General features: G+C 49.7%; 16 protein-coding genes and 9 pseudogenes. 12 read left to right on the forward strand and 13 right to left on the reverse strand.

The features are described 5' to 3' along the window. Positions 1–97: 97 nt before the first annotated feature. Positions 98–1862 (forward strand): annotated as a pseudogene (locus BGK49_RS17070) (Tn3 family transposase); the annotation flags it as partial. 78 nt (positions 1863–1940) lie between these two features. Further along, positions 1941–2945: an IS110-like element IS5075 family transposase gene (locus BGK49_RS17075; protein WP_000427619.1), complete on the forward strand. Its 1005-nt coding sequence runs from the start codon at positions 1941–1943 to the stop codon at positions 2943–2945. Between the two features lie 253 nt (positions 2946–3198). On the opposite strand, the pseudogene BGK49_RS31185 reads toward BGK49_RS17075, so the two are convergent. Then, positions 3199–3303: pseudogene (locus BGK49_RS31185) on the reverse strand (Arm DNA-binding domain-containing protein); the annotation flags it as partial. A 329-nt stretch (positions 3304–3632) separates the two neighbouring features. Here BGK49_RS31185 and sul2 point away from each other — a divergent pair. From sul2 to BGK49_RS17095, 3 genes and pseudogenes are all read left to right on the forward strand, one after another. After that, positions 3633–4448, forward strand: a complete 816-nt coding sequence (sul2, locus tag BGK49_RS17085) for a sulfonamide-resistant dihydropteroate synthase Sul2 (protein WP_001043260.1) — start codon at positions 3633–3635, stop codon at positions 4446–4448. Between the two features lie 60 nt (positions 4449–4508). Then, complete coding sequence (gene aph(3'')-Ib / locus BGK49_RS17090; RefSeq protein WP_001082319.1) at positions 4509–5312, forward strand: aminoglycoside O-phosphotransferase APH(3'')-Ib; 804 nt, start codon at positions 4509–4511, stop codon at positions 5310–5312. After that, positions 5312–6147: pseudogene (locus BGK49_RS17095) on the forward strand (APH(6)-I family aminoglycoside O-phosphotransferase). Before aph(3'')-Ib ends, BGK49_RS17095 begins: the two are co-directional and overlap by 1 nt. A 106-nt stretch (positions 6148–6253) precedes the next feature. Here BGK49_RS17095 and BGK49_RS17100 read toward each other — a convergent pair. The 3 genes and pseudogenes from BGK49_RS17100 to BGK49_RS17110 all read right to left on the reverse strand — a co-directional run. Further along, positions 6254–6658: pseudogene (locus tag BGK49_RS17100) on the reverse strand (IS91 family transposase); the annotation flags it as partial. Between the two features lie 209 nt (positions 6659–6867). After that, a complete protein-coding gene (locus BGK49_RS17105; RefSeq protein ID WP_000027057.1) occupies positions 6868–7728 on the reverse strand; it encodes a broad-spectrum class A beta-lactamase TEM-1 in 861 nt (286 codons plus the stop codon). 182 nt (positions 7729–7910) lie between these two features. After that, positions 7911–8468: a recombinase family protein gene (locus BGK49_RS17110; RefSeq protein ID WP_001235713.1), complete on the reverse strand. Its 558-nt coding sequence runs from the start codon at positions 8466–8468 to the stop codon at positions 7911–7913. 163 nt (positions 8469–8631) lie between these two features. Here BGK49_RS17110 and BGK49_RS17115 point away from each other — a divergent pair. After that, positions 8632–11603, forward strand: a pseudogene (locus tag BGK49_RS17115) (Tn3-like element Tn3 family transposase); the annotation flags it as partial. Positions 11604–11678: 75 nt separating this feature from the next. Here BGK49_RS17115 and BGK49_RS17120 read toward each other — a convergent pair. Beyond that, positions 11679–12694, reverse strand: a pseudogene (locus BGK49_RS17120) (IS3 family transposase); the annotation flags it as partial. A 394-nt stretch (positions 12695–13088) separates the two neighbouring features. Between BGK49_RS17120 and BGK49_RS17135 the strand changes: the two are divergent. Then, the gene (locus BGK49_RS17135; protein ID WP_001516695.1) at positions 13089–13745 is read left to right on the forward strand and encodes a quinolone resistance pentapeptide repeat protein QnrS1; all 657 of its coding nucleotides are present in this window, start codon (positions 13089–13091) and stop codon (positions 13743–13745) included. 318 nt (positions 13746–14063) lie between these two features. Here the strand turns inward: BGK49_RS17135 and BGK49_RS17140 are convergent. The 6 genes and pseudogenes from BGK49_RS17140 to relB all read right to left on the reverse strand — a co-directional run. Further along, positions 14064–14492 (reverse strand): annotated as a pseudogene (locus BGK49_RS17140) (recombinase family protein); the annotation flags it as partial. A 32-nt stretch (positions 14493–14524) separates the two neighbouring features. Further along, complete coding sequence (locus BGK49_RS17145; RefSeq protein ID WP_001493761.1) at positions 14525–15916, reverse strand: ISKra4-like element ISKpn19 family transposase; 1392 nt, start codon at positions 15914–15916, stop codon at positions 14525–14527. A 36-nt stretch (positions 15917–15952) separates the two neighbouring features. Next, complete coding sequence (locus BGK49_RS17150; protein ID WP_001493762.1) at positions 15953–16525, reverse strand: recombinase family protein; 573 nt, start codon at positions 16523–16525, stop codon at positions 15953–15955. A 136-nt stretch (positions 16526–16661) separates the two neighbouring features. After that, positions 16662–17252, reverse strand: coding sequence for a plasmid pRiA4b ORF-3 family protein (locus BGK49_RS17155; RefSeq protein ID WP_012477564.1), 591 nt, complete (start codon positions 17250–17252; stop codon positions 16662–16664). 89 nt (positions 17253–17341) lie between these two features. After that, positions 17342–17503, reverse strand: a pseudogene (gene relE, locus BGK49_RS17160) (type II toxin-antitoxin system mRNA interferase RelE); the annotation flags it as partial. Continuing rightward, positions 17503–17742 (reverse strand): type II toxin-antitoxin system antitoxin RelB, encoded by a 240-nt coding sequence (gene relB, locus BGK49_RS17165; RefSeq protein WP_000534857.1) that lies wholly within the window; start codon positions 17740–17742, stop codon positions 17503–17505. The pseudogene relE and the gene relB, both read right to left, overlap by 1 nt. A gap of 24 nt (positions 17743–17766) precedes the next feature. On the opposite strand from relB, the pseudogene BGK49_RS31190 reads away from it, so the two are divergent. From BGK49_RS31190 to BGK49_RS17185, 5 genes and pseudogenes are all read left to right on the forward strand, one after another. After that, positions 17767–17892: pseudogene (locus tag BGK49_RS31190) on the forward strand (hypothetical protein); the annotation flags it as partial. A 230-nt stretch (positions 17893–18122) separates the two neighbouring features. Then, entirely contained in the window at positions 18123–20120 is a 1998-nt protein-coding gene (locus BGK49_RS17170; RefSeq protein WP_005032116.1) for a BCCT family transporter, read from the forward strand. Between the two features lie 63 nt (positions 20121–20183). Next, positions 20184–21461, forward strand: coding sequence for a DUF2254 domain-containing protein (locus BGK49_RS17175; protein WP_000625667.1), 1278 nt, complete (start codon positions 20184–20186; stop codon positions 21459–21461). Between the two features lie 616 nt (positions 21462–22077). Then, positions 22078–23508 carry a hypothetical protein gene (locus BGK49_RS17180; protein ID WP_001460374.1) on the forward strand — a complete coding sequence of 477 codons (1431 nt, stop codon included), beginning with the start codon at positions 22078–22080 and terminating at the stop codon, positions 23506–23508. A gap of 140 nt (positions 23509–23648) precedes the next feature. Next, entirely contained in the window at positions 23649–24251 is a 603-nt protein-coding gene (locus BGK49_RS17185) for a site-specific integrase (RefSeq protein ID WP_001752951.1), read from the forward strand. Between the two features lie 96 nt (positions 24252–24347). On the opposite strand, the gene BGK49_RS17190 is transcribed toward BGK49_RS17185, so the two are convergent. Both BGK49_RS17190 and BGK49_RS30760 read right to left on the reverse strand, forming a co-directional pair. Beyond that, complete coding sequence (locus BGK49_RS17190) at positions 24348–25157, reverse strand: hypothetical protein (protein WP_000161640.1); 810 nt, start codon at positions 25155–25157, stop codon at positions 24348–24350. Positions 25158–25316: 159 nt separating this feature from the next. Continuing rightward, on the reverse strand, positions 25317–25540 hold a 224-nt coding region (locus tag BGK49_RS30760; RefSeq protein ID WP_206779274.1), incomplete at its 5' end, for a hypothetical protein.

Genomic DNA, 25540 nt, shown 5'->3' on the forward strand with positions numbered 1-25540 from the left:
TCCCCTGGGCGAAATGCGCCTGGTAAGCAGAGTTTTTGAAATGTAAGGCCTTTGAATAAGACAAAAGGCTGCCTCATCGCTAACTTTGCAACAGTGCCAGCTGCGGGCCGCTCCCGCCGCGAAGGACGTGCTCGACGCCATCGAGGTGCTGCGCGGCATGAACAGCGACAACGCCCGCAAGGTGCCCGCCGACGCGCCGACCGAGTTCATCAAGCCGCGCTGGCAGAAGCTGGTCATGACCGACACCGGCATCGACCGGCGCTACTACGAACTGTGCGCGCTGTCGGAGATGAAGAACGCGTTGCGTTCCGGCGACATCTGGGTGCAGGGGTCGCGCCAGTTCAAGGACTTCGAGGACTACCTGGTGCCGCCCGCGAAATTCGCCAGCCTCAAGCAGGCCAGCGAATTGCCGCTGGCCGTGGCCACCGACTGCAACCGGTACCTGAACGACCGGCTGACGCTGCTGGAAACACAGCTTGCCACCGTCAACCGTATGGCGACGGCCAACGAGCTGCCGGACGCCATCATCACCGAGTCAGGCTTGAAGATCACGCCGCTCGACGCGGCGGTACCCGACACCGCCCAAGCGCTGATCGACCAGACGGCAATGATCCTGCCGCACGTCAAGATCACCGAACTGCTGCTGGAGGTGGACGAATGGACGGGCTTCACTCGGCATTTCGCGCATCTGAAATCGGGCGACCCGGCCAAAGACAAGAACCTGTTGCTGACCACGATCCTCGCCGACGCGATCAACCTGGGCCTGACCAAGATGGCGGAGTCTTGCCCCGGCACGACCTACGCCAAGCTGGCTTGGCTGCAAGCCTGGCACATCCGCGACGAAACCTACGGGGCGGCGCTGGCCGATCTGGTCAACGCACAGTTCCGCCATCCCTTCGCCGAGCACTGGGGCGACGGCACCACCTCATCGTCGGACGGCCAGAACTTCCGCACCGGCAGCAAGGCCGAGAGCACCGGCCACATCAACCCGAAATACGGGAGCAGCCCAGGGCGGACGTTCTACACCCACATTTCTGACCAGTACGCGCCATTTCACACCAAGGTCGTGAACGTCGGCGTGCGCGATTCGACCTACGTGCTCGACGGCCTGCTGTACCACGAGTCCGACTTGCGGATCGAGGAGCATTACACCGACACGGCGGGCTTCACCGATCACGTCTTCGCCCTGATGCACCTCCTGGGCTTCCGCTTCGCGCCGCGCATCCGCGACCTGGGCGACACCAAGCTCTACATCCCGAAGCGACGCCGCCTATGACGCGCTGAAACCCATGATCGGCGGCACGCTCAACATCAAGCACGTCCGCGCCCATTGGGACGAAATCCTGCGGCTGGCCACCTCGATCAAGCAGGGCACGGTGACGGCCTCCCTGATGCTCCGAAAGCTCGGCAGCTACCCACGCCAGAACGGCCTGGCCGTGGCGCTCCGCGAGCTGGGCCGCATCGAGCGCACGCTGTTCATCCTGGACTGGCTGCAAAGCGTGGAACTGCGCCGCCGCGTGCATGCCGGCCTGAACAAGGGCGAGGCGCGCAATGCGCTGGCCAGGGCAGTGTTTTTCAACCGCCTGGGTGAAATCCGCGACCGCAGTTTCGAGCAGCAGCGCTACCGGGCTAGCGGCCTCAATCTGGTAACGGCTGCCGTCGTGTTGTGGAACACGGTCTATCTGGAACGGGCTGCGCACGCGCTGCGTGGCAACGGCCATGCCGTTGATGACGCGCTGTTGCAGTACCTGTCGCCGCTCGGTTGGGAGCACATCAACCTCACCGGCGATTACCTCTGGCGCAGCAGCGCCAAGATCGGCGCGGGCAAGTTCAGGCCGCTACGACCGCTGCAACCGGCTTAGCGTGCTTTATTTAATGAGATGGTCACTCCCTCCTTCCCAGTACTATGCTGAGGACAGGCTTTCATTCGGAGAACCATCATGGAAAACATTGCGCTTATTGGTATCGATCTGGGTAAGAACTCTTTCCATATTCATTGTCAGGATCATCGTGGGAAGGCCGTTTACCGTAAAAAATTCACCCGACCAAAGCTAATCGAATTTCTGGCGACATGCCCGGCAACAACCATCGCGATGGAAGCCTGTGGCGGTTCTCACTTTATGGCACGCAAGCTGGAAGAGTTAGGGCATTTTCCAAAGCTGATATCACCGCAATTTGTCCGCCCATTCGTTAAAAGCAACAAAAATGACTTCGTTGATGCTGAAGCTATCTGTGAAGCAGCATCACGTCCATCTATGCGTTTCGTGCAGCCCAGAACCGAATCTCAGCAGGCAATGCGAGCTCTGCATCGTGTCCGTGAATCCCTGGTTCAGGATAAGGTGAAAACAACTAATCAGATGCATGCTTTTCTGCTGGAATTTGGTATCAGCGTTCCGCGAGGTGCTGCCGTTATTAGTCGACTGAGTACCCTTCTTGAGGACAGTAGTTTGCCTCTTTATCTCAGCCAGTTACTGCTGAAATTACAACAGCATTATCACTATCTTGTTGAGCAGATTAAAGATCTGGAATCTCAGTTGAAACGAAAGTTGGACGAAGATGAGGTTGGACAGCGCTTGCTGAGTATTCCCTGCGTTGGAACGCTGACTGCCAGTACTATTTCAACTGAGATTGGCGACGGGAAGCAGTACGCCAGCAGCCGTGACTTTGCGGCGGCAACAGGGCTGGTACCCCGACAGTACAGCACGGGAGGTCGGACGACATTGTTAGGGATTAGCAAGCGGGGCAACAAAAAGATCCGAACTTTGTTGGTTCAGTGTGCCAGGGTATTCATACAAAAACTGGAACACCAGTCTGGCAAGTTGGCCGACTGGGTCAGGGAGTTGTTGTGTCGGAAAAGCAACTTTGTCGTCACCTGTGCTCTGGCAAACAAGCTGGCCAGAATAGCCTGGGCACTGACGGCGCGACAGCAAACTTACGAAGCATAAAGGCAGAAATACACCAGTTTAAACAATCATTCATCTGGTTTTGCGAATACTGATATTGATGATACTAACGGCCCACCGGCCTGTTGAGGAACCTGTAAAACGGAAAGGCTCATTGAAGCCGTATATTTTCTGGAGGTTCATCAGGCGCGGAACTCATCGAGGCGCGGGAATAAAATCCCATTCAGACGCCGGATAGATTCAAGCAAGCCAACTTGTCGTCAAAATCGGTGTTGCAAAAACGGGAGTGACCATAGATTCCGTTTTCTGAGGCGACCCCCACATAGAGACCTTCCCGGTCATTCACTTTGTAGAGTTTGTCCCTGGGCTTGAGATTGCGCAGCTTGGTATCGGTCAGCATGTACCTTGTCCTTCTTCGTCTCCGATACCCACTCTATTGTAAACAAGACATTTTTATCTTTTATATTCAATGGCTTATTTTCCTGCTAATTGGTAATACCATGAAAAATACCATGCTCAGAAAAGGCTTAACAATATTTTGAAAAATTGCCTACTGAGCGCTGCCGCACAGCTCCATAGGCCGCTTTCCTGGCTTTGCTTCCAGATGTATGCTATTCTGCTCCTGCAGCTAATGGAGCACCGCAAACAGGTTACTCGCCTGGGGATTCCCTTTCGACCCGAGCATCCGTATGAGACTCATGCTCGATTATTATTATTATAGAAGCCCCCATGAATAAATCGCTCATCATTTTCGGCATCGTCAACATAACCTCGGACAGTTTCTCCGATGGAGGCCGGTATCTGGCGCCAGACGCAGCCATTGCGCAGGCGCGTAAGCTGATGGCCGAGGGGGCAGATGTGATCGACCTCGGTCCGGCATCCAGCAATCCCGACGCCGCGCCTGTTTCGTCCGACACAGAAATCGCGCGTATCGCGCCGGTGCTGGACGCGCTCAAGGCAGATGGCATTCCCGTCTCGCTCGACAGTTATCAACCCGCGACGCAAGCCTATGCCTTGTCGCGTGGTGTGGCCTATCTCAATGATATTCGCGGTTTTCCAGACGCTGCGTTCTATCCGCAATTGGCGAAATCATCTGCCAAACTCGTCGTTATGCATTCGGTGCAAGACGGGCAGGCAGATCGGCGCGAGGCACCCGCTGGCGACATCATGGATCACATTGCGGCGTTCTTTGACGCGCGCATCGCGGCGCTGACGGGTGCCGGTATCAAACGCAACCGCCTTGTCCTTGATCCCGGCATGGGGTTTTTTCTGGGGGCTGCTCCCGAAACCTCGCTCTCGGTGCTGGCGCGGTTCGATGAATTGCGGCTGCGCTTCGATTTGCCGGTGCTTCTGTCTGTTTCGCGCAAATCCTTTCTGCGCGCGCTCACAGGCCGTGGTCCGGGGGATGTCGGGGCCGCGACACTCGCTGCAGAGCTTGCCGCCGCCGCAGGTGGAGCTGACTTCATCCGCACACACGAGCCGCGCCCCTTGCGCGACGGGCTGGCGGTATTGGCGGCGCTGAAAGAAACCGCAAGAATTCGTTAACTGCACATTCGGGATATTTCTCTATATTCGCGCTTCATCAGAAAACTGAAGGAACCTCCATTGAATCGAACTAATATTTTTTTTGGTGAATCGCATTCTGACTGGTTGCCTGTCAGAGGCGGAGAATCTGGTGATTTTGTTTTTCGACGTGGTGACGGGCATGCCTTCGCGAAAATCGCACCTGCTTCCCGCCGCGGTGAGCTCGCTGGAGAGCGTGACCGCCTCATTTGGCTCAAAGGTCGAGGTGTGGCTTGCCCCGAGGTCATCAACTGGCAGGAGGAACAGGAGGGTGCATGCTTGGTGATAACGGCAATTCCGGGAGTACCGGCGGCTGATCTGTCTGGAGCGGATTTGCTCAAAGCGTGGCCGTCAATGGGGCAGCAACTTGGCGCTGTTCACAGCCTATCGGTTGATCAATGTCCGTTTGAGCGCAGGCTGTCGCGAATGTTCGGACGCGCCGTTGATGTGGTGTCCCGCAATGCCGTCAATCCCGACTTCTTACCGGACGAGGACAAGAGTACGCCGCAGCTCGATCTTTTGGCTCGTGTCGAACGAGAGCTACCGGTGCGGCTCGACCAAGAGCGCACCGATATGGTTGTTTGCCATGGTGATCCCTGCATGCCGAACTTCATGGTGGACCCTAAAACTCTTCAATGCACGGGTCTGATCGACCTTGGGCGGCTCGGAACAGCAGATCGCTATGCCGATTTGGCACTCATGATTGCTAACGCCGAAGAGAACTGGGCAGCGCCAGATGAAGCAGAGCGCGCCTTCGCTGTCCTATTCAATGTATTGGGGATCGAAGCCCCCGACCGCGAACGCCTTGCCTTCTATCTGCGATTGGACCCTCTGACTTGGGGTTGATGTTCATGCCGCCTGTTTTTCCTGCTCATTGGCACGTTTCGCAACCTGTTCTCATTGCGGACACCTTTTCCAGCCTCGTTTGGAAAGTTTCATTGCCAGACGGGACTCCTGCAATCGTCAAGGGATTGAAACCTATAGAAGACATTGCTGATGAACTGCGCGGGGCCGACTATCTGGTATGGCGCAATGGGAGGGGAGCAGTCCGGTTGCTCGGTCGTGAGAACAATCTGATGTTGCTCGAATATGCCGGGGAGCGAATGCTCTCTCACATCGTTGCCGAGCACGGCGACTACCAGGCGACCGAAATTGCAGCGGAACTAATGGCGAAGCTGTATGCCGCATCTGAGGAACCCCTGCCTTCTGCCCTTCTCCCGATCCGGGATCGCTTTGCAGCTTTGTTTCAGCGGGCGCGCGATGATCAAAACGCAGGTTGTCAAACTGACTACGTCCACGCGGCGATTATAGCCGATCAAATGATGAGCAATGCCTCGGAACTGCGTGGGCTACATGGCGATCTGCATCATGAAAACATCATGTTCTCCAGTCGCGGCTGCTGGTGATAGATCCCGTCGGTCTGGTCGGTGAAGTGGGCTTTGGCGCCGCCAATATGTTCTACGATCCGGCTGACAGAGACGACCTTTGTCTCGATCCTAGACGCATTGCACAGATGGCGGACGCATTCTCTCGTGCGCTGGACGTCGATCCGCGTCGCCTGCTCGACCAGGCGTACGCTTATGGGTGCCTTTCCGCAGCTTGGAACGCGGATGGAGAAGAGGAGCAACGCGATCTAGCTATCGCGGCCGCGATCAAGCAGGTGCGACAGACGTCATACTAGATATCAAGCGACTTCTCCTATCCCCTGGGAACACATCAATCTCACCGGAGAATATCGCTGGCCAAAGCCTTAGCGTAGGATTCCGCCCCTTCCCGCAAACGACCCCAAACAGGAAACGCAGCTGAAACGGGAAGCTCAACACCCACTGACGCATGGGTTGTTCAGGCAGTACTTCATCAACCAGCAAGGCGGCACTTTCGGCCATCCGCCGCGCCCCACAGCTCGGGCAGAAACCGCGACGCTTACAGCTGAAAGCGACCAGGTGCTCGGCGTGGCAAGACTCGCAGCGAACCCGTAGAAAGCCATGCTCCAGCCGCCCGCATTGGAGAAATTCTTCAAATTCCCGTTGCACATAGCCCGGCAATTCCTTTCCCTGCTCTGCCATAAGCGCAGCGAATGCCGGGTAATACTCGTCAACGATCTGATAGAGAAGGGTTTGCTCGGGTCGGTGGCTCTGGTAACGACCAGTATCCCGATCCCGGCTGGCCGTCCTGGCCGCCACATGAGGCATGTTCCGCGTCCTTGCAATACTGTGTTTACATACAGTCTATCGCTTAGCGGAAAGTTCTTTTAGGGGTCTGACGCTCAGTGGAACGAAAACTCACGTTAAGGGATTTTGGTCATGAGATTATCAAAAAGGATCTTCACCTAGATCCTTTTAAATTAAAAATGAAGTTTTAAATCAATCTAAAGTATATATGAGTAAACTTGGTCTGACAGTTACCAATGCTTAATCAGTGAGGCACCTATCTCAGCGATCTGTCTATTTCGTTCATCCATAGTTGCCTGACTCCCCGTCGTGTAGATAACTACGATACGGGAGGGCTTACCATCTGGCCCCAGTGCTGCAATGATACCGCGAGACCCACGCTCACCGGCTCCAGATTTATCAGCAATAAACCAGCCAGCCGGAAGGGCCGAGCGCAGAAGTGGTCCTGCAACTTTATCCGCCTCCATCCAGTCTATTAATTGTTGCCGGGAAGCTAGAGTAAGTAGTTCGCCAGTTAATAGTTTGCGCAACGTTGTTGCCATTGCTGCAGGCATCGTGGTGTCACGCTCGTCGTTTGGTATGGCTTCATTCAGCTCCGGTTCCCAACGATCAAGGCGAGTTACATGATCCCCCATGTTGTGCAAAAAAGCGGTTAGCTCCTTCGGTCCTCCGATCGTTGTCAGAAGTAAGTTGGCAGCAGTGTTATCACTCATGGTTATGGCAGCACTGCATAATTCTCTTACTGTCATGCCATCCGTAAGATGCTTTTCTGTGACTGGTGAGTACTCAACCAAGTCATTCTGAGAATAGTGTATGCGGCGACCGAGTTGCTCTTGCCCGGCGTCAACACGGGATAATACCGCACCACATAGCAGAACTTTAAAAGTGCTCATCATTGGAAAACGTTCTTCGGGGCGAAAACTCTCAAGGATCTTACCGCTGTTGAGATCCAGTTCGATGTAACCCACTCGTGCACCCAACTGATCTTCAGCATCTTTTACTTTCACCAGCGTTTCTGGGTGAGCAAAAACAGGAAGGCAAAATGCCGCAAAAAAGGGAATAAGGGCGACACGAAAATGTTGAATACTCATACTCTTCCTTTTTCAATATTATTGAAGCATTTACCAGGGTTATTGTCTCATGAGCGGATACATATTTGAATGTATTTAGAAAAATAAACAAATAGGGGTTCCGCGCACATTTCCCCGAAAAGTGCCACCTGACGTCTAAGAAACCATTATTATCATGACATTAACCTATAAAAATAGGCGTATCACGAGGCCCTTTCGTCTTCAAGAATTTTATAAACCGTGGAGCGGGCAATACTGAGCTGATGAGCAATTTCCGTTGCACCAGTGCCCTTCTGATGAAGCGTCAGCACGACGTTCCTGTCCACGGTACGCCTGCGGCCAAATTTGATTCCTTTCAGCTTTGCTTCCTGTCGGCCCTCATTCGTGCGTTCTAGGATCCTCCGGCGTTCAGCCTGTGCCACAGCCGACAGGATGGTGACCACCATTTGCCCCATATCACCGTCGGTACTGATCCCGTCATCAATGAACCGGACTGCCACGCCCTGAGCGTCAAATTCCTTTATCAGTTGGATCATATCGGCAGTGTCGCGGCCAAGACGGTCGAGCTTCTTAACCAGAATGACATCACCTTCCTCCACCTTCATCCTCAGCAAATCCAGCCCTTCCCGGTCTGTTGAACTGCCGGATGCCTTATCGGTAAATATACGGTTTGCTTTCACACCTGCGTCTTTGAGTGCTCTGACCTGAAGATCAAGAGACTGCTGACTGGTTGAGACCCGAGCGTAACCAAAAAGTCGCATAAAAATGTACCTTAAATCGAATATCGGACAACTCATGTCTATTATTACAAATTTACGATTTAATAGACATATTAATGTAACAGTTTTACGATGTCCGATAATTTATAACATTTCGTACGGTTGGAAAAATGTTACTAAATGCCCGTCAGGCAGGGAGGCCGATATGCCCGTTGACTTTCTGACCACTGAGCAGACTGAAAGCTATGGCAGATTCACCGGTGAACCGGATGAGCTTCAGCTGGCACGATATTTTCACCTTGATGAAGCAGACAAGGAATTTATCGGAAAAAGCAGAGGTGATCACAACCGTCTGGGCATTGCCCTGCAAATTGGATGTGTCCGTTTTCTGGGCACCTTCCTCACCGATATGAATCATATTCCTTCCGGCGTCCGGCATTTTACCGCCAGACAGCTCGGGATTCGTGATATCACCGTTCTTGCAGAATACGGTCAGAGGGAAAATACCCGCCGTGAGCATGCAGCGCTGATACGTCAGCACTATCAGTATCGTGAATTTGCCTGGCCCTGGACATTTCGCCTTACCCGTCTTTTATATACCCGGAGCTGGATAAGCAACGAACGTCCTGGCCTGCTTTTCGATCTGGCGACAGGGTGGCTTATGCAACATCGTATTATTCTCCCCGGAGCCACTACGCTGACCCGGTTGATTTCAGAGGTAAGGGAAAAGGCGACGTTGCGCCTGTGGAACAAACTGGCACTGATACCGTCAGCCGAACAGCGTTCACAGCTGGAGATGCTGCTGGGGCCAACTGATTGCAGCCGCCTGTCTTTACTGGAATCACTGAAAAAGGGCCCTGTGACCATCAGTGGTCCGGCGTTTAATGAAGCAATTGAACGCTGGAAAACTCTGAACGATTTTGGCCTGCATGCTGAAAACCTGAGTACACTCCCGGCTGTGCGCCTGAAAAATCTCGCACGTTATGCTGGTATGACTTCGGTGTTCAATATTGCCAGGATGTCACCGCAGAAAAGGATGGCGGTTCTGGTTGCCTTTGTCCTTGCATGGGAAACGCTGGCGCTGGATGATGCATTGGACGTTCTGGACGCCATGCTGGCCGTTATCATCCGTGACGCCAGAAAGATTGGGCAGAAAAAACGGCTCCGCTCGCTGAAGGATCTGGATAAATCTGCATTGGCGCTCGCCAGCGCATGTTCGTACCTGCTGAAAGAAGAAACACCGGACGAATCGATTCGTGCTGAGGTGTTCAGCTACATCCCAAGGCAAAAGCTGGCTGAAATCATCACGCTTGTCCGTGAAATTGCCCGGCCCTCAGACGATAATTTTCATGAAGAAATGGTGGAGCAGTACGGGCGCGTTCGTCGTTTCCTGCCCCATCTGCTGAATACCGTTAAATTTTCATCCGCACCTGCCGGGGTTACCACTCTGAATGCCTGTGACTACCTCAGCCGGGAGTTCACTCACGGCGGCAGTTTTTTGACGACGCACCAACGGAAATTATCAGTCGGTCATGGAAACGGCTGGTGATTAACAAGGAAAAACATATCACCCGCAGGGGATACACGCTCTGCTTTCTCAGTAAACTGCAGGATAGTCTGAGGCGGAGGGATGTCTACGTTACCGGCAGTAACCGGTGGGGAGATCCTCGTGCAAGATTACTACAGGGTGCTGACTGGCAGGCAAACCGGATTAAGGTTTATCGTTCTTTGGGGCACCCGACAGACCCGCAGGAAGCAATAAAATCTCTGGGTCATCAGCTTGATAGTCGTTACAGACAGGTTGCTGCACGTCTTTGCGAAAATGAGGCTGTCGAACTCGATGTTTCTGGCCCGAAGCCCCGGTTGACAATTTCTCCCCTCGCCAGTCTTGATGAGCCGGACAGTCTGAAACGACTGAGCAAAATGATCAGTGATCTACTCCCTCCGGTGGATTTAACGGAGTTGCTGCTCGAAATTAACGCCCATACCGGATTTGCTGATGAGTTTTTCCATGCTAGTGAAGCCAGTGCCAGAGTTGATGATCTGCCCGTCAGCATCAGCGCCGTGCTGATGGCTGAAGCCTGCAATATCGGTCTGGAACCACTGATCAGATCAAATGTTCCTGCACTGACCCGACACCGGCTGAACTGGACAAAAGCGAACTATCTGCGGGCTGAAACTATCACCAGCGCTAATGCCAGACTGGTTGATTTTCAGGCAATGCTGCCACTGGCACAGATATGGGGTGGAGGAGAAGTGGCATCTGCAGATGGAATGCGCTTTGTTACGCCAGTCAGAACAATCAATGCCGGACCGAACCGCAAATACTTTGGTAATAACAGAGGGATCACCTGGTACAACTTTGTGTCCGATCAGTATTCCGGCTTTCATGGCATCGTTATACCGGGGACGCTGAGGGACTCTATCTTTGTGCTGGAAGGTCTTCTGGAACAGGAGACCGGGCTGAATCCAACCGAAATTATGACCGATACAGCAGGTGCCAGCGAACTTGTCTTTGGCCTTTTCTGGCTGCTGGGATACCAGTTTTCTCCACGCCTGGCTGATGCCGGTGCTTCGGTTTTCTGGCGAATGGACCATGATGCCGACTATGGCGTGCTGAATGATATTGCCAGAGGGCAATCAGATCCCCGAAAAATAGTCCTTCAGTGGGACGAAATGATCCGGACCGCTGGCTCCCTGAAGCTGGGCAAAGTACAGGTTTCAGTGCTGGTCCGTTCATTGCTGAAAAGTGAACGTCCTTCCGGACTGACTCAGGCAATCATTGAAGTGGGGCGCATCAACAAAACGCTGTATCTGCTTAATTATATTGATGATGAAGATTACCGCCGGCGCATTCTGACCCAGCTTAATCGGGGAGAAAGTCGCCATGCCGTTGCCAGAGCCATCTGTCACGGTCAAAAAGGTGAGATAAGAAAACGATATACCGACGGTCAGGAAGATCAACTGGGCACACTGGGGCTGGTCACTAACGCCGTCGTGTTATGGAACACTATTTATATGCAGGCAGCCCTGGATCATCTCCGGGCGCAGGGTGAAACACTGAATGATGAAGATATCGCACGCCTCTCCCCGCTTTGCCACGGACATATCAATATGCTCGGCCATTATTCCTTCACGCTGGCAGAACTGGTGACCAAAGGACATCTGAGACCATTAAAAGAGGCGTCAGAGGCAGAAAACGTTGCTTAACGTGAGTTTTCGTTCCACTGAGCGTCAGACCCCTAAAATCCTGATGCTGATGTAGTCCCGTTTTATCGTCATCACGAAGCTTTCTGCTATGCCATTGCTTTCCGGGCTTCGCACTGCTGTCGTACAAGGCTCCAGTCCCAGCAACCGGGCGAACGCCGGCACTGTTGGCAACTGCCTTCCGAAGCGTTTTTCCACCGCACCCAGCATGACATCCTGCACCGTTTCTTTGTCATAGCCTCCGGTGCTCGCTGCCCAGTCAATGATCTCCCTGTCGCAGCAGTCCTGCGCGAAGGTCACCCGCAGCTTTTCGCCATTATCACAGCGGAACTCAAAGCCATCTGAGCACCAGCGCCGGTTACTTTCCGCTACTGCTACGCGCCCCTTATGGGCCCGCTTACGGCAAGGATCAGCGGGTTTACGTTCAAGAAGCAGATTATGCGTTCTCATAATGCGATACACCCGCTTTGCATTAACCACAGGCAGGCCGTCCCGCTCCGACTCCCGTCGCAGCAGCGCCCACACACGGCGATAACCATACGTCGGCAGGTCAGCCACCGCCATGTTTATCCGGGACAATACGGTGGTATCGTCAGAACGGGGCTGCCGTCTGCGATCCTGTCAGTCAGATGGCCGGTGAACCCGAATGCTCAACTGCGCACGCGACACGCCAAGACTTCTGCAAACGTCGCTTATTCGTCGTTCCCAGGCAACGAGGGCGCATGCGCAATCCATTTTTTTGCCCGGCCGAACTCCACGGCCTCTTTGAGTATCTCGGCTTCCATCGTCTTTTTGCCCAGAAGGCGCTGGAGTTCGCGAATTTGCTTATTGGCGGCAGCGAGTTCGGAGGCCGGCACCACTTCCTCGCCCGATGCAACAGCCGTCAGTGAACCGTCTTAATATTGCTTGCGCCATTTGAATATCTGGTTTGCATTGATGCCATGCAGGCGCGCGACATGAGACACGGTCATACCGGGCTCCATAGTCTGCTGAATAATGGCAATTTTTTCCTGCGGTGTACGACGCCGACGCCGCTCAGGTCCTGATAACACTTCAACCATCTTATCGTTCTGACTGGTATTAAACATAGTTCCAAGACTACCTCTTATTTTAAGAGAGTCGAAGTGTCTGGTGATCTATGGGGCCAGTCTAGCCCTCTTCCAAGTGTAGGGAGATATAGTCAAAGTTTGCTTCTCCGCCGATGAGTCCGCCCTGCGTCGGATAGTCCGATTTTTTACCGGCGAAGCACGGCTCTCCTAACCCTATCTAAAGCGAATAACTTTTTTCAACAGGGCCGCGTGCCAATGCAAGAGCGATAGGCGCTCTACGCGCCAATTTGACCACTTAAAACAGGTAAATTGAGGGGTTGTAATGTGTTGATGTAACAGGCTTTTATTTTAATGTCTTGGCATATGTATAATGGTAGTCTAGCCCTCCTTTCAACAAGGAGTACTCATGGAAACCTACAATCATACATATCGGCACCACAACTTTTCACATAAAGACTTAAGTGATCTCACCTTCACCGCTTGCACATTCATTCGCAGCGACTTTCGACGTGCTAACTTGCGTGATACGACATTCGTCAACTGCAAGTTCATTGAACAGGGTGATATCGAAGGCTGCCACTTTGATGTCGCAGATCTTCGTGATGCAAGTTTCCAACAATGCCAACTTGCGATGGCAAACTTCAGTAATGCCAATTGCTACGGTATAGAGTTCCGTGCGTGTGATTTAAAAGGTGCCAACTTTTCCCGAACAAACTTTGCCCATCAAGTGAGTAATCGTATGTACTTTTGCTCAGCATTTATTTCTGGATGTAATCTTTCCTATGCCAATATGGAGAGGGTTTGTTTAGAAAAATGTGAGTTGTTTGAAAATCGCTGGATAGGAACGAACCTAGCGGGTGCATCACTGAAAGAGTCAGACTTAAGTCGAGGTGTTTTTTCCGAAGATGTCTGGGGGCAATTTAGCCTACAGGGTGCCAATTTATGCCACGCCGAACTCGACGGTTTAGATCCCCGCAAAGTCGATACATCAGGTATCAAAATTGCAGCCTGGCAGCAAGAACTGATTCTCGAAGCACTGGGTATTGTTGTTTATCCTGACTAATTGCTTTGATGTGTGATTTTAAACGCTCAAATTTATAAAACGAATAATATTGTCAACCTTGCAATAATAGACATAGGGACAACCATGTATAAATTTTTACCCTCAGGCGTCTTCACAATAGAGCCATATAGCAGTGGGTCACTTAGTGGGCTTAATTTTTCCATTAAAGATAATATTAATATTGCTCAGTATAAAACATCATATGGTAGCCCATCTTGGCAAGTAAACATAAGGCTGCCATTTATAAGGCACTGTTGCAAAAATGTGGAGGTGATAGGGGTACTACGCCGGAACCCCAGATTTTTCCGTCCGTTCAAATTATCCACGGTTGAGCAGCTTGATCCCGTCCGCCCGCAGTTGACCAACAGGGGAAATATGCCTGTACAAAGTTTGCCGGGTTATCCCAAGTTCCTGGCATAGCGTACTGACCTTTGTTTCTGATTGTCCCATTGATGCCATTGCCAGTCGCAGTTTGACTGGCGTCATTTTATAAGGTCGGCCGCCGTTCCGCCCACGGGCTCTTGCTGATGCCAGACCTGCAGTCGTTCTTTCAGCAATCAGTTCGCGCTCAAACTCCGCCAGTGCGGCAAAGATACCGAAGACAAGCTTGCCAGCGGCCGTTGTTGTGTCGATAGTCGCCCCGTGACCGGTCAGCACTTTCAGACCGGTCCCCCTCGCGGTCAGGTCGTGCACTGTATTAATGAGATGACGAAGATCACGACCGAGGCGGTCCAGCTTCCATACGACCGAGAGCATAAAAAATATTGGGGCAGCGTGAGCTATGCTGCCATCGCTGGTCCCTTCCCGTCACTTTGAAAACCCGGATACCAGCAGACAAATTTATCCTGCAGTTCGTTATTCAAAACGGCGGTCCGGGTCTGTAACAAATAATGAGCCCCTTTTCTGCTCCACTGCATCTGCTGCTTTTTGGCCATTCGTCTGGCGATCACTTCATTGATCGTGGATTCCACAAACGCGGTTGATACCGGCTCTCCGTACCGACGCATTTCGCCGTAGTTTGGGATCATCATCTTATTATTCCGGATGTAGGTATACATTTCATCCAGATGTTTTTGCAGGGATTTCAGGCTAGGATAGCTGAGTTCAGGGTCATCGCAATACATAACGCAATTATCAATATGTTCCAGCGCAGCGACAACATTGCCATGCCAGAGATATCGTTTAATGCTTTCCAGCAGTGCCAGAACTTTACTCCCCGCCTCTGGATCTGATACCAGCAGTCCCCGGGCATATTGCATGAGCACCTTCAGCCTCATGGTGATATGAAACCAGTCCAGCACATGCGTTGACTCAGGGTACATACCGAACTGGAGGTCCCTGAGATTATCCGCGCCGTCGGACAGAAAAAATATCTGCTGGTTGGCCTGCATTCCCTGCGCTGAAAGGTGGGTCATGAGCCTGCGTTCCGGATGACAGTCATCCTTCTGAACAAAACCGAAGCGGCGGGTGTCAGCAGGCGCACCAACGGAAAAAGACTTCCCGGCAATAATTTCAAAATTACGCTTTTTGTCATCCCGATCGCGAACATAACCACCATCTATACCCACCACAAGCGGTTTTCCTGGCCTGGGCAGGTTCCCCCAGTCGCGGGGGCAGCCGGAAAGAAAACCTGAATGAGCTTCAGCCTCAGCGTCAAGACGCTGCGCCACCTGGCATAAATGATTCCTCACCGTTGAGGCATTCAGGCTGTGGCCCACCGGCAGAATATCTTTCAGCAGACGAGTCGTCATTTCATAGGAGATCATCGAGGCCCAGCGGGTTTCAATATATTTCAGTGCCGGGTGAGAATAATCGCCGGCCCAGTCGCTGAGCAAACTGACTGTCTTTGTATCACTCTCTTCACAACGGCACCGGTACACCCGAAGCCCGGATACCGGAATAACGCCAAACAGCGTCCGGTACCGTATTTTCTGTTTGCCTTTGATTCTGCGCGCAGCAAGGCAGTGAGGGCACCGGATATGGTGTTGAGTATATTCGTCTGCCTGCAGCTGGACCACCGACTGCTGGACCGTATTCAGCAACAGCTTGGATTCTGACACCGATAATCCGATGTCGTTCCGGGTCTCCCCTGATTTCTGGATTGTCATCAGTTCCTCCGTTCGACTGGAGCCTGATTCATCGGTGATGACTATCTGGAGCGTCAGTTGCATCATTGCCTCCTGCTGTGGTGGATGACTATCTCCCGGCTACTGGTTGTTCATCTGGTGACGAAGCTTATAATATGTGGAAACGCCAAGGCCCGCATGGTCGCAGGCGATCCTGAGCCTGACCCCTCTGCTTCTGAGTGCGTCAATTTCCTGGATCTTTTTGATATCGGCGCCGGGGCGCCCTGTTTTTTCACCCCGTGCTTTTTTCGCGGCGATGCCGTCGGCCTGCCTTTCCTTCAGTAAGGCTCGTTCAAACTGGCTGAATGCCGACATCATGTGCAGCTGCAGTTCCTGCATCGGATTGTTTGTGCCGGCGCTGAACGTCAGCTGCTCTTTCAGAAAAATAAGGGTAACGCCCTGGTCACGAAGCCGGGTGGTGACAGCGCACATATCCGACATATTCCGGCAAAGGCGATCGATGGAATGAACCAGAAGCGTATCACCAGGGCGTAATTGCCCCAGGAGTTCCTGTAACCCCGGGCGGTTTGTGTCCTTCGCGCTGGCATGCTCAACACAAATTTTATCAGGCTGAAAACCCGCCTTTGACAATGCCTCTTCCTGACGGGCCGTATTCTGATCGGCCGAGCTTACCCTGATGTAGGCATATTGCACGCAAAACCTCCGGAAGGTCTTTAAACATCATAGAGATTTAAAGAATAATCCATAAACACTGATTTAGGGAGGTTTATAGACATTTTTTCGGGGATCTGAGAGGCATGCTGAAAACGTATACCTTTATAGACATCAGTCAGCGACGACGGCCCAGCCAGATAACTTCAGGCTCCAGTACCGGAGATGCAAGGTCGAGCCTGCTCAGTTGCCGGTTGATTTTGTGGCGGTTGAACCTGACAGCATCCAGGTCGTCAGCAAAAGGGCGGATCTCGCCGACCGTTGTTTCATCATCCGCATTAACGATAGCTTCAAGAAACGCCAGGGTTTTATCGAACTCATCCGCAGCTGTGGCTCCGGGCATACCATGGCCGCTTATACAAAACGGCGCTTTCAGCGTAGAGTTTTCATAAATGGCCTCAACACGAATGTCATGAAGCCAGTGCTCAAAGAAATTGTATTCATAGGTAAAGCGATCGCCAGCATCAAAAGCAAAATCATCAATCACGACCCGGAACGGATTATCGACAAAACCGATGCCTCCTTCGTAGGAGATACCGTAATCTTTGCCATAAATGTGAAATTGATGGAGATGGTCGTCCCCCCAGCCCTGCACTATCTGGAAAATGAAGTGAAGCGCGGCCAGTGACGTGTCGGCAGCAATTCTCAGCCGACGCCAGACCATCGGACTGACTCCATGAACTGCTATTTTGATGACGTAGATCTTCATAGTCAGCAGGTATTGTTATGAAATGATGGTGGTTATTTTAACCCCTGTAGATGGCATCATTCGATGGCTGCCCCGAGGTTTTTCATGCTCTCCATCTTGTAACAATCAGGCATACCACGGAGCTTGTTTGCTTCAATCCGGGGTGACTCAAGTACTTCAACCAGCTTCTTTTTCAACTGTTCACGTACCGTCGAGCCCAGCTTTCGCCATTCCTTTAGTGCCCGCTCGTCAAAATCCAGAAAATACGCCATCAGAGTTCATCCAGCGTCACACGTACTGGCTTAGGCTTACGAAGCCGTTCTTTCACTATCTCCACAAGTTCAGCATCTTCATCACTCAGGAGTGTCTGTTTGAACGGCAAGCGTTCATTGTCAGCGATATACTCGAGCATGAGACGAAGCGCTTCAGAAGGAGTTACGCCCATTTTTTCAAGCGCGGCGTAAGAACGCGCTTTAAGTTCATCGTCAATACGCAGGTTAATGCTACCCATGTCTTACACCTCTTGTAATTACAAATGTCATTACAAGTATCGCACTACAACATGCTTAGGGCAAGTCACGAAGGAAGTCAGAAAGTAGTCGTAAGAACGGTGATCACTGTCCGCTTTGTGCCAAGAGCAGACGCTGGTAATTCGTGCCTAATATACTTCACTTAACTTATATCCCAGCTTTGATACAGATCATACAAATTAAATGCCCCAGTAATTGGCAGGCTGAGTAACTTAAAACTCCTTAGAATATAGGATGATTTGTATCGGCACTCATTCCACCATGCATTCCGATTAATCCCGCATAGCCAGTTGAACTTTGCTACTCTGTGAGAGGTAGTACCTTCTATCCAGTGCGGATTTAATTAATGGAATAAATGATTATGAGTGAAAATGATACAACCCCAAAGAAGTCTACAAGCCAGGTTAACAAAGCGGTATTCTTTACATCTGCTTTGCTAATTTTCCTTCTTGTCGCCTTTGCCGCCGTATTCCCGGATGTCGCCGACAAAAATTTTAAACTACTTCAGCAACAAATCTTCACGAATGCCAGCTGGTTCTACATACTTGCTGTGGCCCTGATTTTACTGAGCGTCACGTTCCTTGGACTCTCACGTTACGGTGATATAAAGCTGGGCCCAGACCATGCGCAGCCTGATTTCAGCTACCACTCCTGGTTCGCGATGCTTTTTTCGGCAGGGATGGGGATCGGCCTGATGTTCTTTGGCGTTGCCGAACCTGTGATGCATTATCTTTCGCCACCTGTCGGCACTCCAGAGACCGTTGCGGCAGCGAAGGAAGCCATGCGCCTGACGTTCTTCCACTGGGGTCTGCACGCATGGGCAATTTATGCCATCGTGGCGCTGATTCTGGCCTTTTTCAGTTACCGTCACGGTCTGCCTTTAACGCTGCGTTCTGCGCTCTATCCCATTATCGGCGATCGCATTTACGGGCCTATAGGCCACGCGGTTGATATCTTCGCCGTGATAGGCACTGTCTTTGGCGTTGCAACATCGCTGGGTTACGGTGTATTGCAGGTGAATGCCGGTTTGAACCATCTTTTCGGCGTGCCCATCAATGAAACGGTACAGGTCATTTTGATCGTGGTCATCACGGGGTTAGCGACGATTTCGGTGGTGTCCGGCCTGGACAAGGGAATACGCATCCTGTCTGAGCTTAATCTGGGCCTGGCGGTGTTGCTCCTGGCGCTGGTCTTGTGCCTGGGTCCCACTGTGCTTCTGCTGAAGTCATTTGTGGAAAATACGGGTGGTTATCTGTCGGAACTGGTGAGTAAAACGTTCAACCTTTACGCGTATGAACCCAAGTCGAGCAACTGGCTGGGGGGCTGGACATTATTATACTGGGGATGGTGGCTTTCATGGTCGCCGTTTGTAGGTATGTTCATTGCACGCGTTTCCCGCGGCAGGACAATTCGTGAGTTCGTGACTGGCGTGTTGTTTGTTCCCGCCGGCTTTACGCTCATGTGGATGACGGTGTTTGGAAACAGCGCCATCTATCTCATCATGAACCAGGGCGCCACTGACCTCGCCAATACCGTTCAGCAGGATGTTGCGCTTGCCCTGTTTAATTTCCTGGAGCATTTCCCGTTCTCTTCCGTGCTGTCATTCATTGCAATGGCGATGGTCATCGTCTTCTTTGTAACGTCTGCTGATTCGGGGGCAATGGTTGTGGATACTCTGGCATCAGGTGGGGTGGCAAACACGCCCGTCTGGCAGCGAATTTTCTGGGCATTGCTCATGGGCGTTGTTGCTATTGCCCTGCTGATCGCAGGGGGGCTGAGTGCGTTGCAAACCGTAACGATAGCGAGTGCATTGCCCTTCTCAGTTATCTTATTAATATCCATATACGGACTGTTAAAAGCCCTGCGTCGGGATTTGACCAAGCGTGAAAGCCTTAGCATGGCGACTATTGCTCCTACGGCTGCACGTAACCCAATTCCCTGGCAGAGAAGGTTACGCAATATCGCGTATTTGCCGAAGCGCTCTCTTGTGAAACGTTTTATGGACGACATTATCCAACCCGCCATGACGCTGGTTCAGGAGGAACTTAACAAGCAGGGAACGATAAGCCACATCAGTGACGCCGCCGAGGATCGTATTCGCCTTGAAGTCGATTTGGGCAACGAGCTGAATTATATATATGAAGTGAGGCTTCGCGGGTATAACTCACCGACCTTCGCGCTCGCTGCGCTGGATAATGATGAGCAGCAGAGTGAACAACATCGATATTATCGCGCTGAAGTCTATCTCAAAGAGGGCGGCCAAAATTATGATGTAATGGGCTGGAATCAGGAACAGCTGATTAATGACATACTGGACCAGTACGAAAAACACCTGCACTTCCTGCATCTGGTTCGTTAACAGCAACATGCCGCCACAGAGGCGGCATTTATTTATCCCGGCTGCAATATGAGGGAATGCAGAATGATTTCACGCTGGAAATGGATGCTGAAGCAGACATTTAAAAAACTATGGTTCAGGGCAACGTTATTCGCAATTGTCGCAATAATAACGGCCCTTTTATCAATTCTTTTTAAATCAATGATACCTGAGTCGGTTTCCGTGAAGGTTGGTGCGGAAGCAGTCGATAACATTCTGAACATACTGGCATCGAGTATGCTGGCAGTGACCACATTTTCGCTGAGCATCATGGTCACAGCCTACGGTTCAGCCACTACTAATGTGACTCCCAGAGCTACTCGTTTAGTTGTTGAAGACGTCACCACACAAAATGTACTGGCCACCTTCATCGGTTCTTTTCTCTTCAGTCTGGTAGGGATTATTGCCCTCAATATGGGAGCTTATGGAGAAAGGGGGAGAGTCATTTTATTCATTGTAACACTGGTTGTCATTGCCTTAATCCTCATCACATTGCTTCGCTGGATACAGCATTTGACCTCTCTGGGGAGGGTTGGTGAGACAACGGCAAAAGTAGAACAGGCGGCCATCGAAACATTTATTGCGAGAGCAAGAAATCCCTGTCTCGGCGGATATCCATGGCTTGAGAACAATGAACAGCCGAAAGGAACGGTTGCAGTTTATCCGAAAAAGATTGGCTATGTTGAATATGTTGATATGGTGAAACTCAGCAAGCTGCTGACCAATGATCCCCGTCATGTATACCTCGTGGCGCAGCCGGGCAGTTTCATACATCCGTCCACGCCAGTTTTGTACCTGAGTCAGGGCCAGGAGTCATCAATCAGCACCGATTTACTTGAGACGATTATTGTCTCGGATGTACGTTCATTTGCTCAGGACCCCCGATTTTGTCTTAGCGTCATGGCCGAAATAGCCTGCCGAGCCCTTTCCCCCGCAGTGAACGATCCTGGAACCGCCATTGATGTCATTGGCAGAGGTGTACGTATACTTTCCGCTTACGCGCAGAATAAATCTGATGAAATAGAAGTGAAATATCCTTCTGTACATGTTGCACCACTTCAGAATAACGATCTACTTGAAGACTTTTTCTCACCTGTTGCGCGCGATGGTGCCAGTATGAGGGAAATTCAGATAAGGGTCCTTAAAGGACTGTCGATGCTGAGTAAGGGTTGGCCTGGAATTTTTGCTGAAGCCGCACAAACCCTAGCATTTGAAACATTAGAGCATGCTACTCGTGCTGACCATATAGATTCTGACAGATATCTAATAAAATCAATTTATTATAATTTATTTAGTGGCGAAGATTCTAATAAAAAACCATAGTTGCGGAGCAAGCGATACGGTTGTTGGCAAGTCAAGGGCAAAGCATTCGCGTGAGAGTGGGCGTCTGCTTTGTGCCAAAAGCGGGCATTGGGCGTTGTGGTAAATGCCTGATAATTTCTTCTTTTACTAGCACAAGCCGCTGGATAATTCCCATGTGTCCAGCTTAAGTAAATCAAGAACAACTCGCGTACTGGCTGTATAAAGTTTGCCGGACGCAAATTTATTGATTTCAGAAAAACCTGTTGAAATAGAGGTATATCAGCGTTAGTTTGATGTGAGTAAAGATCAGGAAAGAAGGCAGAAAAATGTTCCACTTGCGGGCAAAAAAGCCTTCTATTAAATTGTTAAGGCTTTATGAAGATCGTACATTACGAATCGAATTCACCATGGGTAGGGAACATGAAATGTCCAAACCCTAAGTGCGGGAGAAATGACTCCTGCTTGATTCGGGATAGGTTGTACTCGCATGAAGTATGTATTGGATCTAAACCCAAATACTGGTGGCGTTTGCTCACAAATACCTTAACAAGTTTAGGTATGGGACGCTCCTAACGTCGCGCCCCTGCTAAAAGCGTTAGCTGTTCTCTAGCCTTCAACCAGATAAGGAAATAATCGTATGAGTTCAGAATTGATTGCAAAACCTGGAACAGGGGTACTTTCCACAGATACAACAAAATTTGAAGGATATTTATCCTATCTTGGTTTGCCGACCGAAAATATAATTGCCTCTCTCCCTGAGCGCCAAATTATTGAAAAAAACCTCCCCACATTCATAGATTCTTTACCTGCTGAGGTAAAAAGAGATGCTCGATATTTATCAAAGTTCGTTGCTGGTGCGGCTATAGGACTATTTGATGCATCGTTAAATTATGTTTGGAATGAAGTTGTACTGAATTTAAGGGAAAAAGTAGTAGTTTATGGCCTCGATATGTTCTTTGATGCTGCAGTTGGAGGAGGACGTAGAGAGCTTTATTCTACCGAAGAAGATCTTTCTGGTTTAAAAGACAACACCCTTATTAATACTTGCCGAAAACTTGAATTAATATCTGACGTTGTTTACACCAAGCTCAATCATATATTGACTATGAGGAATGACATTGGTGCTTCGCACCCAAATTCATACTCCATAAATGCTTTTGAACTTCTTGGCTGGCTCCAAACATGCGTTCAAGATATTTTGAACGACAAACCGTCCGCGTCTGCCATACAAATAAAATCATTCCTTGAGAATCTAAAAAGATCCACTGATGTTCTTGATGAAGCCACAATTCATAGCATGGAAAGACCTTTGAATGATCTGTCGCTTCAGAATACTGACAATCTACTCAATAGTATTTTCGGCATATATACAGCTGATTCAACAGGAAATGTTGTCAGAAAAAATATCGCTCTTTTTGCTCCGCATATCTGGAATAAAAGCAGTGATAACGTAAAATACAAGCTCGGCGTGACGCTAGACGGATACAAGAACAATCTTCACAACGAGAAACATGCTTTAGGTATTGAGTTTTTTACGTTTTGTGATGGTAATCGTTATCAATCATTAGACTCTAGAATTATATCACTGGACGGCCATGCCGACGATCTCTTAGAGGCTAGGTATGCTTGGGATAACTTTTATAATGAACCCCCTCATATGCGGAAGATTCTTTCGTATTTAAAGACTGAAAATGACATACCTTTAGAGAGGGTTCATAAGCTTATAAAAACAGTTTTGATTTGTCGTGTTGGTAAAGGAATACCATATAATACTGGTGTTTCTCCGGCGGGACGACCTTTGTATGATCAGTTTTTTGGCATGCTTGGCGATCAAAACATTATCAATACAGTTATAGCAATGCACTCTAATGAAGTGCGAGTGAATTTAGACAACAAATACTGCCAGCAACATATGGTAAGCGTTTTGACTTTGTTAAGAGCCAATGCTCGTAGCGAAAGAATTCAAGAAATTATAGATTTTTTGATCGCCAACCAAACGATCCTCCATAAAGTACACAACGATAAGAGATATAGAGATCTAACTAAAAATCACATCAGTTTTGGCTAACAAAGCGCTGCACACGGACTAAATTAAGCTTCGCTCACTGGGACGGGCTACAGCCCGTCCCTTAACCAAACGTTAATGTCTGCAATTCGCTCATAAGGGACAACCATACTCAAATCTCCCACATTGCAGGAGATTTGAGTATGAACACTTCATCGTGGAACAAAGGCCGTATCGTAGGCCAAAAAAGACCACTTCAGATATCTCATATCTGGGGGATCCGAATCAGGCTTGAACTGGAAGGTAAGACGCGCGATTTGGCTCTGTTCAATATGGCCCTGGACAGTAAGCTACGAGGCTGCGATCTGGTAAAACTTAAAGTATCTGATGTTGCATATGGTAGCTCTGTTTCAAGCAGGGCAACGGTGTTGCAGCAGAAAACCGGTAGCCCTGTCCAATTTGAGATAACCAAAGGGACAAGAGAAGCTGTTACTGCATTGATAAAACTTGGTAATTTACATAGTAATGACTTCTTGTTTCGATCCCGGGTCGGTACTAACCAGCACATATCAACCCGGCAATACAACCGGATTTTTCATGGGTGGATAGCAAAGCTTGGTCTCGACGATTCGCTTTACAGCACACATTCCATGAGAAGAACAAAACCTTACCTTATCTACAAGAAAACTAAGAATCTCAGGGTGATCCAACTTCTGTTAGGCCATAGGAAACTGGAAAGCACAGTCCGTTATCTGGGCATTGAAGTCGATGATGCGTTAGAGATCTCTGAATCGATTGAAATCTAAGGTTGTCAGGGCTGCAATAGCAGCCCTGTGCCAACAGCGGACATTATAGATGGTATATGTAGAAAGTGAACATGCGTAGATTGTATGATTTAGCCGTCACTTAATTATTGGATAACTCACACAAGTATGACCGTTGCTTATCGCATACATTTGGTTTCCCTTAAGATTTACAAATGGAAATGTCGTATACTCATAATTTATAGAGGTCATATTAAATGTAAGGAATTTATCTTCAAGTTCTAATTTTGTAGAGTGGGCAGGGTATGTTCCTTCATTTTTCATTGTGATAATAAAACCGATAGGAAAAAAATGTAAAGCACAAATAAATGCCACATGTCCTTCGTTCATAAATGCTACACTTTGAGCGGATATGTGCATTCTGTGTGGGTAAAACCAGTAGTAAATATCATGAGTTTCCTCAAAACTTGAATTTTTACCCAAAACATAATCCTTTAAAGGTGTATAGAAGGGGCTATCTACGGGTTCTTTTTTACAATCTTCAACTGAAGTTGCTGATAGCACGTGCCCAATCATAGCCTTAGTGAAAGATATGCTATCAAAAGGTATTCTAATGAATGGATATACATTCATACCATTCATATATCGACTTAACTGTTCTTTAAAGGACTTTGTTACATTTTCAATTGCAACATCGAGCCCACCTAATACCTTATTGTTACAGTGGCTGCAAATGGTTCTGAAATAAGAGCCATTTTTAGCATTTAATGGTTTAACTGGTTCCTGAATACCAAAAAATTCGCTAACTGTTTTCTGCAAAACAGGGCCTAAGGTTATGGCGCACTTTGGAGGAACATGATCTTTTGTGAGCAAGCCATATTTCCCACAAATATTGCAATAACCTTCAGTAATGCCATTGTGCTTCCATCGTTCACTAATTTTCGTCATTTTTATTCCCTCAGTAGCATAAGCTATCTATACGTTTTTTAATCCTATCAAAGATACAACTTAACGTCAGGAAAATGATAGTGTTTATCTAAGTAATACAATTAACTTCAACGCGTGACAGTCTGCTTTTCGCTCTTAGCGGACATTAGCATAGGCTATTTACCATAACGCCTCATTACGCGTACCGCTCAGACGGCCTGAGCGCGTTTCTGACGTATCCCCGTTAAAAACAGTAACAAACCACCCGAAAATGCACGCCAGAAACGCTACGTAAGAATCTATGGCACTGTTGCAAATAGTCGGTGGTGATAAACTTATCATCCCCTTTTGCTGATGGAGCTGCACATGAACCCATTCAAAGGCCGGCATTTTCAGCGTGACAT

This window comes from Shigella sp. FC1544, assembly GCF_001722145.1.
In the GTDB taxonomy this organism is placed as follows: Bacteria; Pseudomonadota; Gammaproteobacteria; order Enterobacterales; family Enterobacteriaceae; genus Escherichia; species Escherichia coli.

Bases quoted from the DNA above. Each gene is read 5' to 3' on its own strand.
- BGK49_RS17075 (WP_000427619.1), top strand. From the start codon at position 1,941: ATGGAAAACATTGCGCTTATTGGTATCGATCTGGGTAAGAACTCTTTC.
- sul2 (WP_001043260.1), top strand. From the start codon at position 3,633: ATGAATAAATCGCTCATCATTTTCGGCATCGTCAACATAACCTCGGAC.
- BGK49_RS17105 (WP_000027057.1), bottom strand. From the start codon at position 7,728: ATGAGTATTCAACATTTTCGTGTCGCCCTTATTCCCTTTTTTGCGGCA.
- BGK49_RS17110 (WP_001235713.1), bottom strand. From the start codon at position 8,468: ATGCGACTTTTTGGTTACGCTCGGGTCTCAACCAGTCAGCAGTCTCTT.
- BGK49_RS17135 (WP_001516695.1), top strand. From the start codon at position 13,089: ATGGAAACCTACAATCATACATATCGGCACCACAACTTTTCACATAAA.
- BGK49_RS17145 (WP_001493761.1), bottom strand. From the start codon at position 15,916: ATGCAACTGACGCTCCAGATAGTCATCACCGATGAATCAGGCTCCAGT.
- BGK49_RS17155 (WP_012477564.1), bottom strand. From the start codon at position 17,252: ATGAAGATCTACGTCATCAAAATAGCAGTTCATGGAGTCAGTCCGATG.
- relB (WP_000534857.1), bottom strand. From the start codon at position 17,742: ATGGGTAGCATTAACCTGCGTATTGACGATGAACTTAAAGCGCGTTCT.
- BGK49_RS17170 (WP_005032116.1), top strand. From the start codon at position 18,123: ATGAGTGAAAATGATACAACCCCAAAGAAGTCTACAAGCCAGGTTAAC.
- BGK49_RS17175 (WP_000625667.1), top strand. From the start codon at position 20,184: ATGATTTCACGCTGGAAATGGATGCTGAAGCAGACATTTAAAAAACTA.
- BGK49_RS17180 (WP_001460374.1), top strand. From the start codon at position 22,078: ATGAGTTCAGAATTGATTGCAAAACCTGGAACAGGGGTACTTTCCACA.
- BGK49_RS17185 (WP_001752951.1), top strand. From the start codon at position 23,649: ATGAACACTTCATCGTGGAACAAAGGCCGTATCGTAGGCCAAAAAAGA.
- BGK49_RS17190 (WP_000161640.1), bottom strand. From the start codon at position 25,157: ATGACGAAAATTAGTGAACGATGGAAGCACAATGGCATTACTGAAGGT.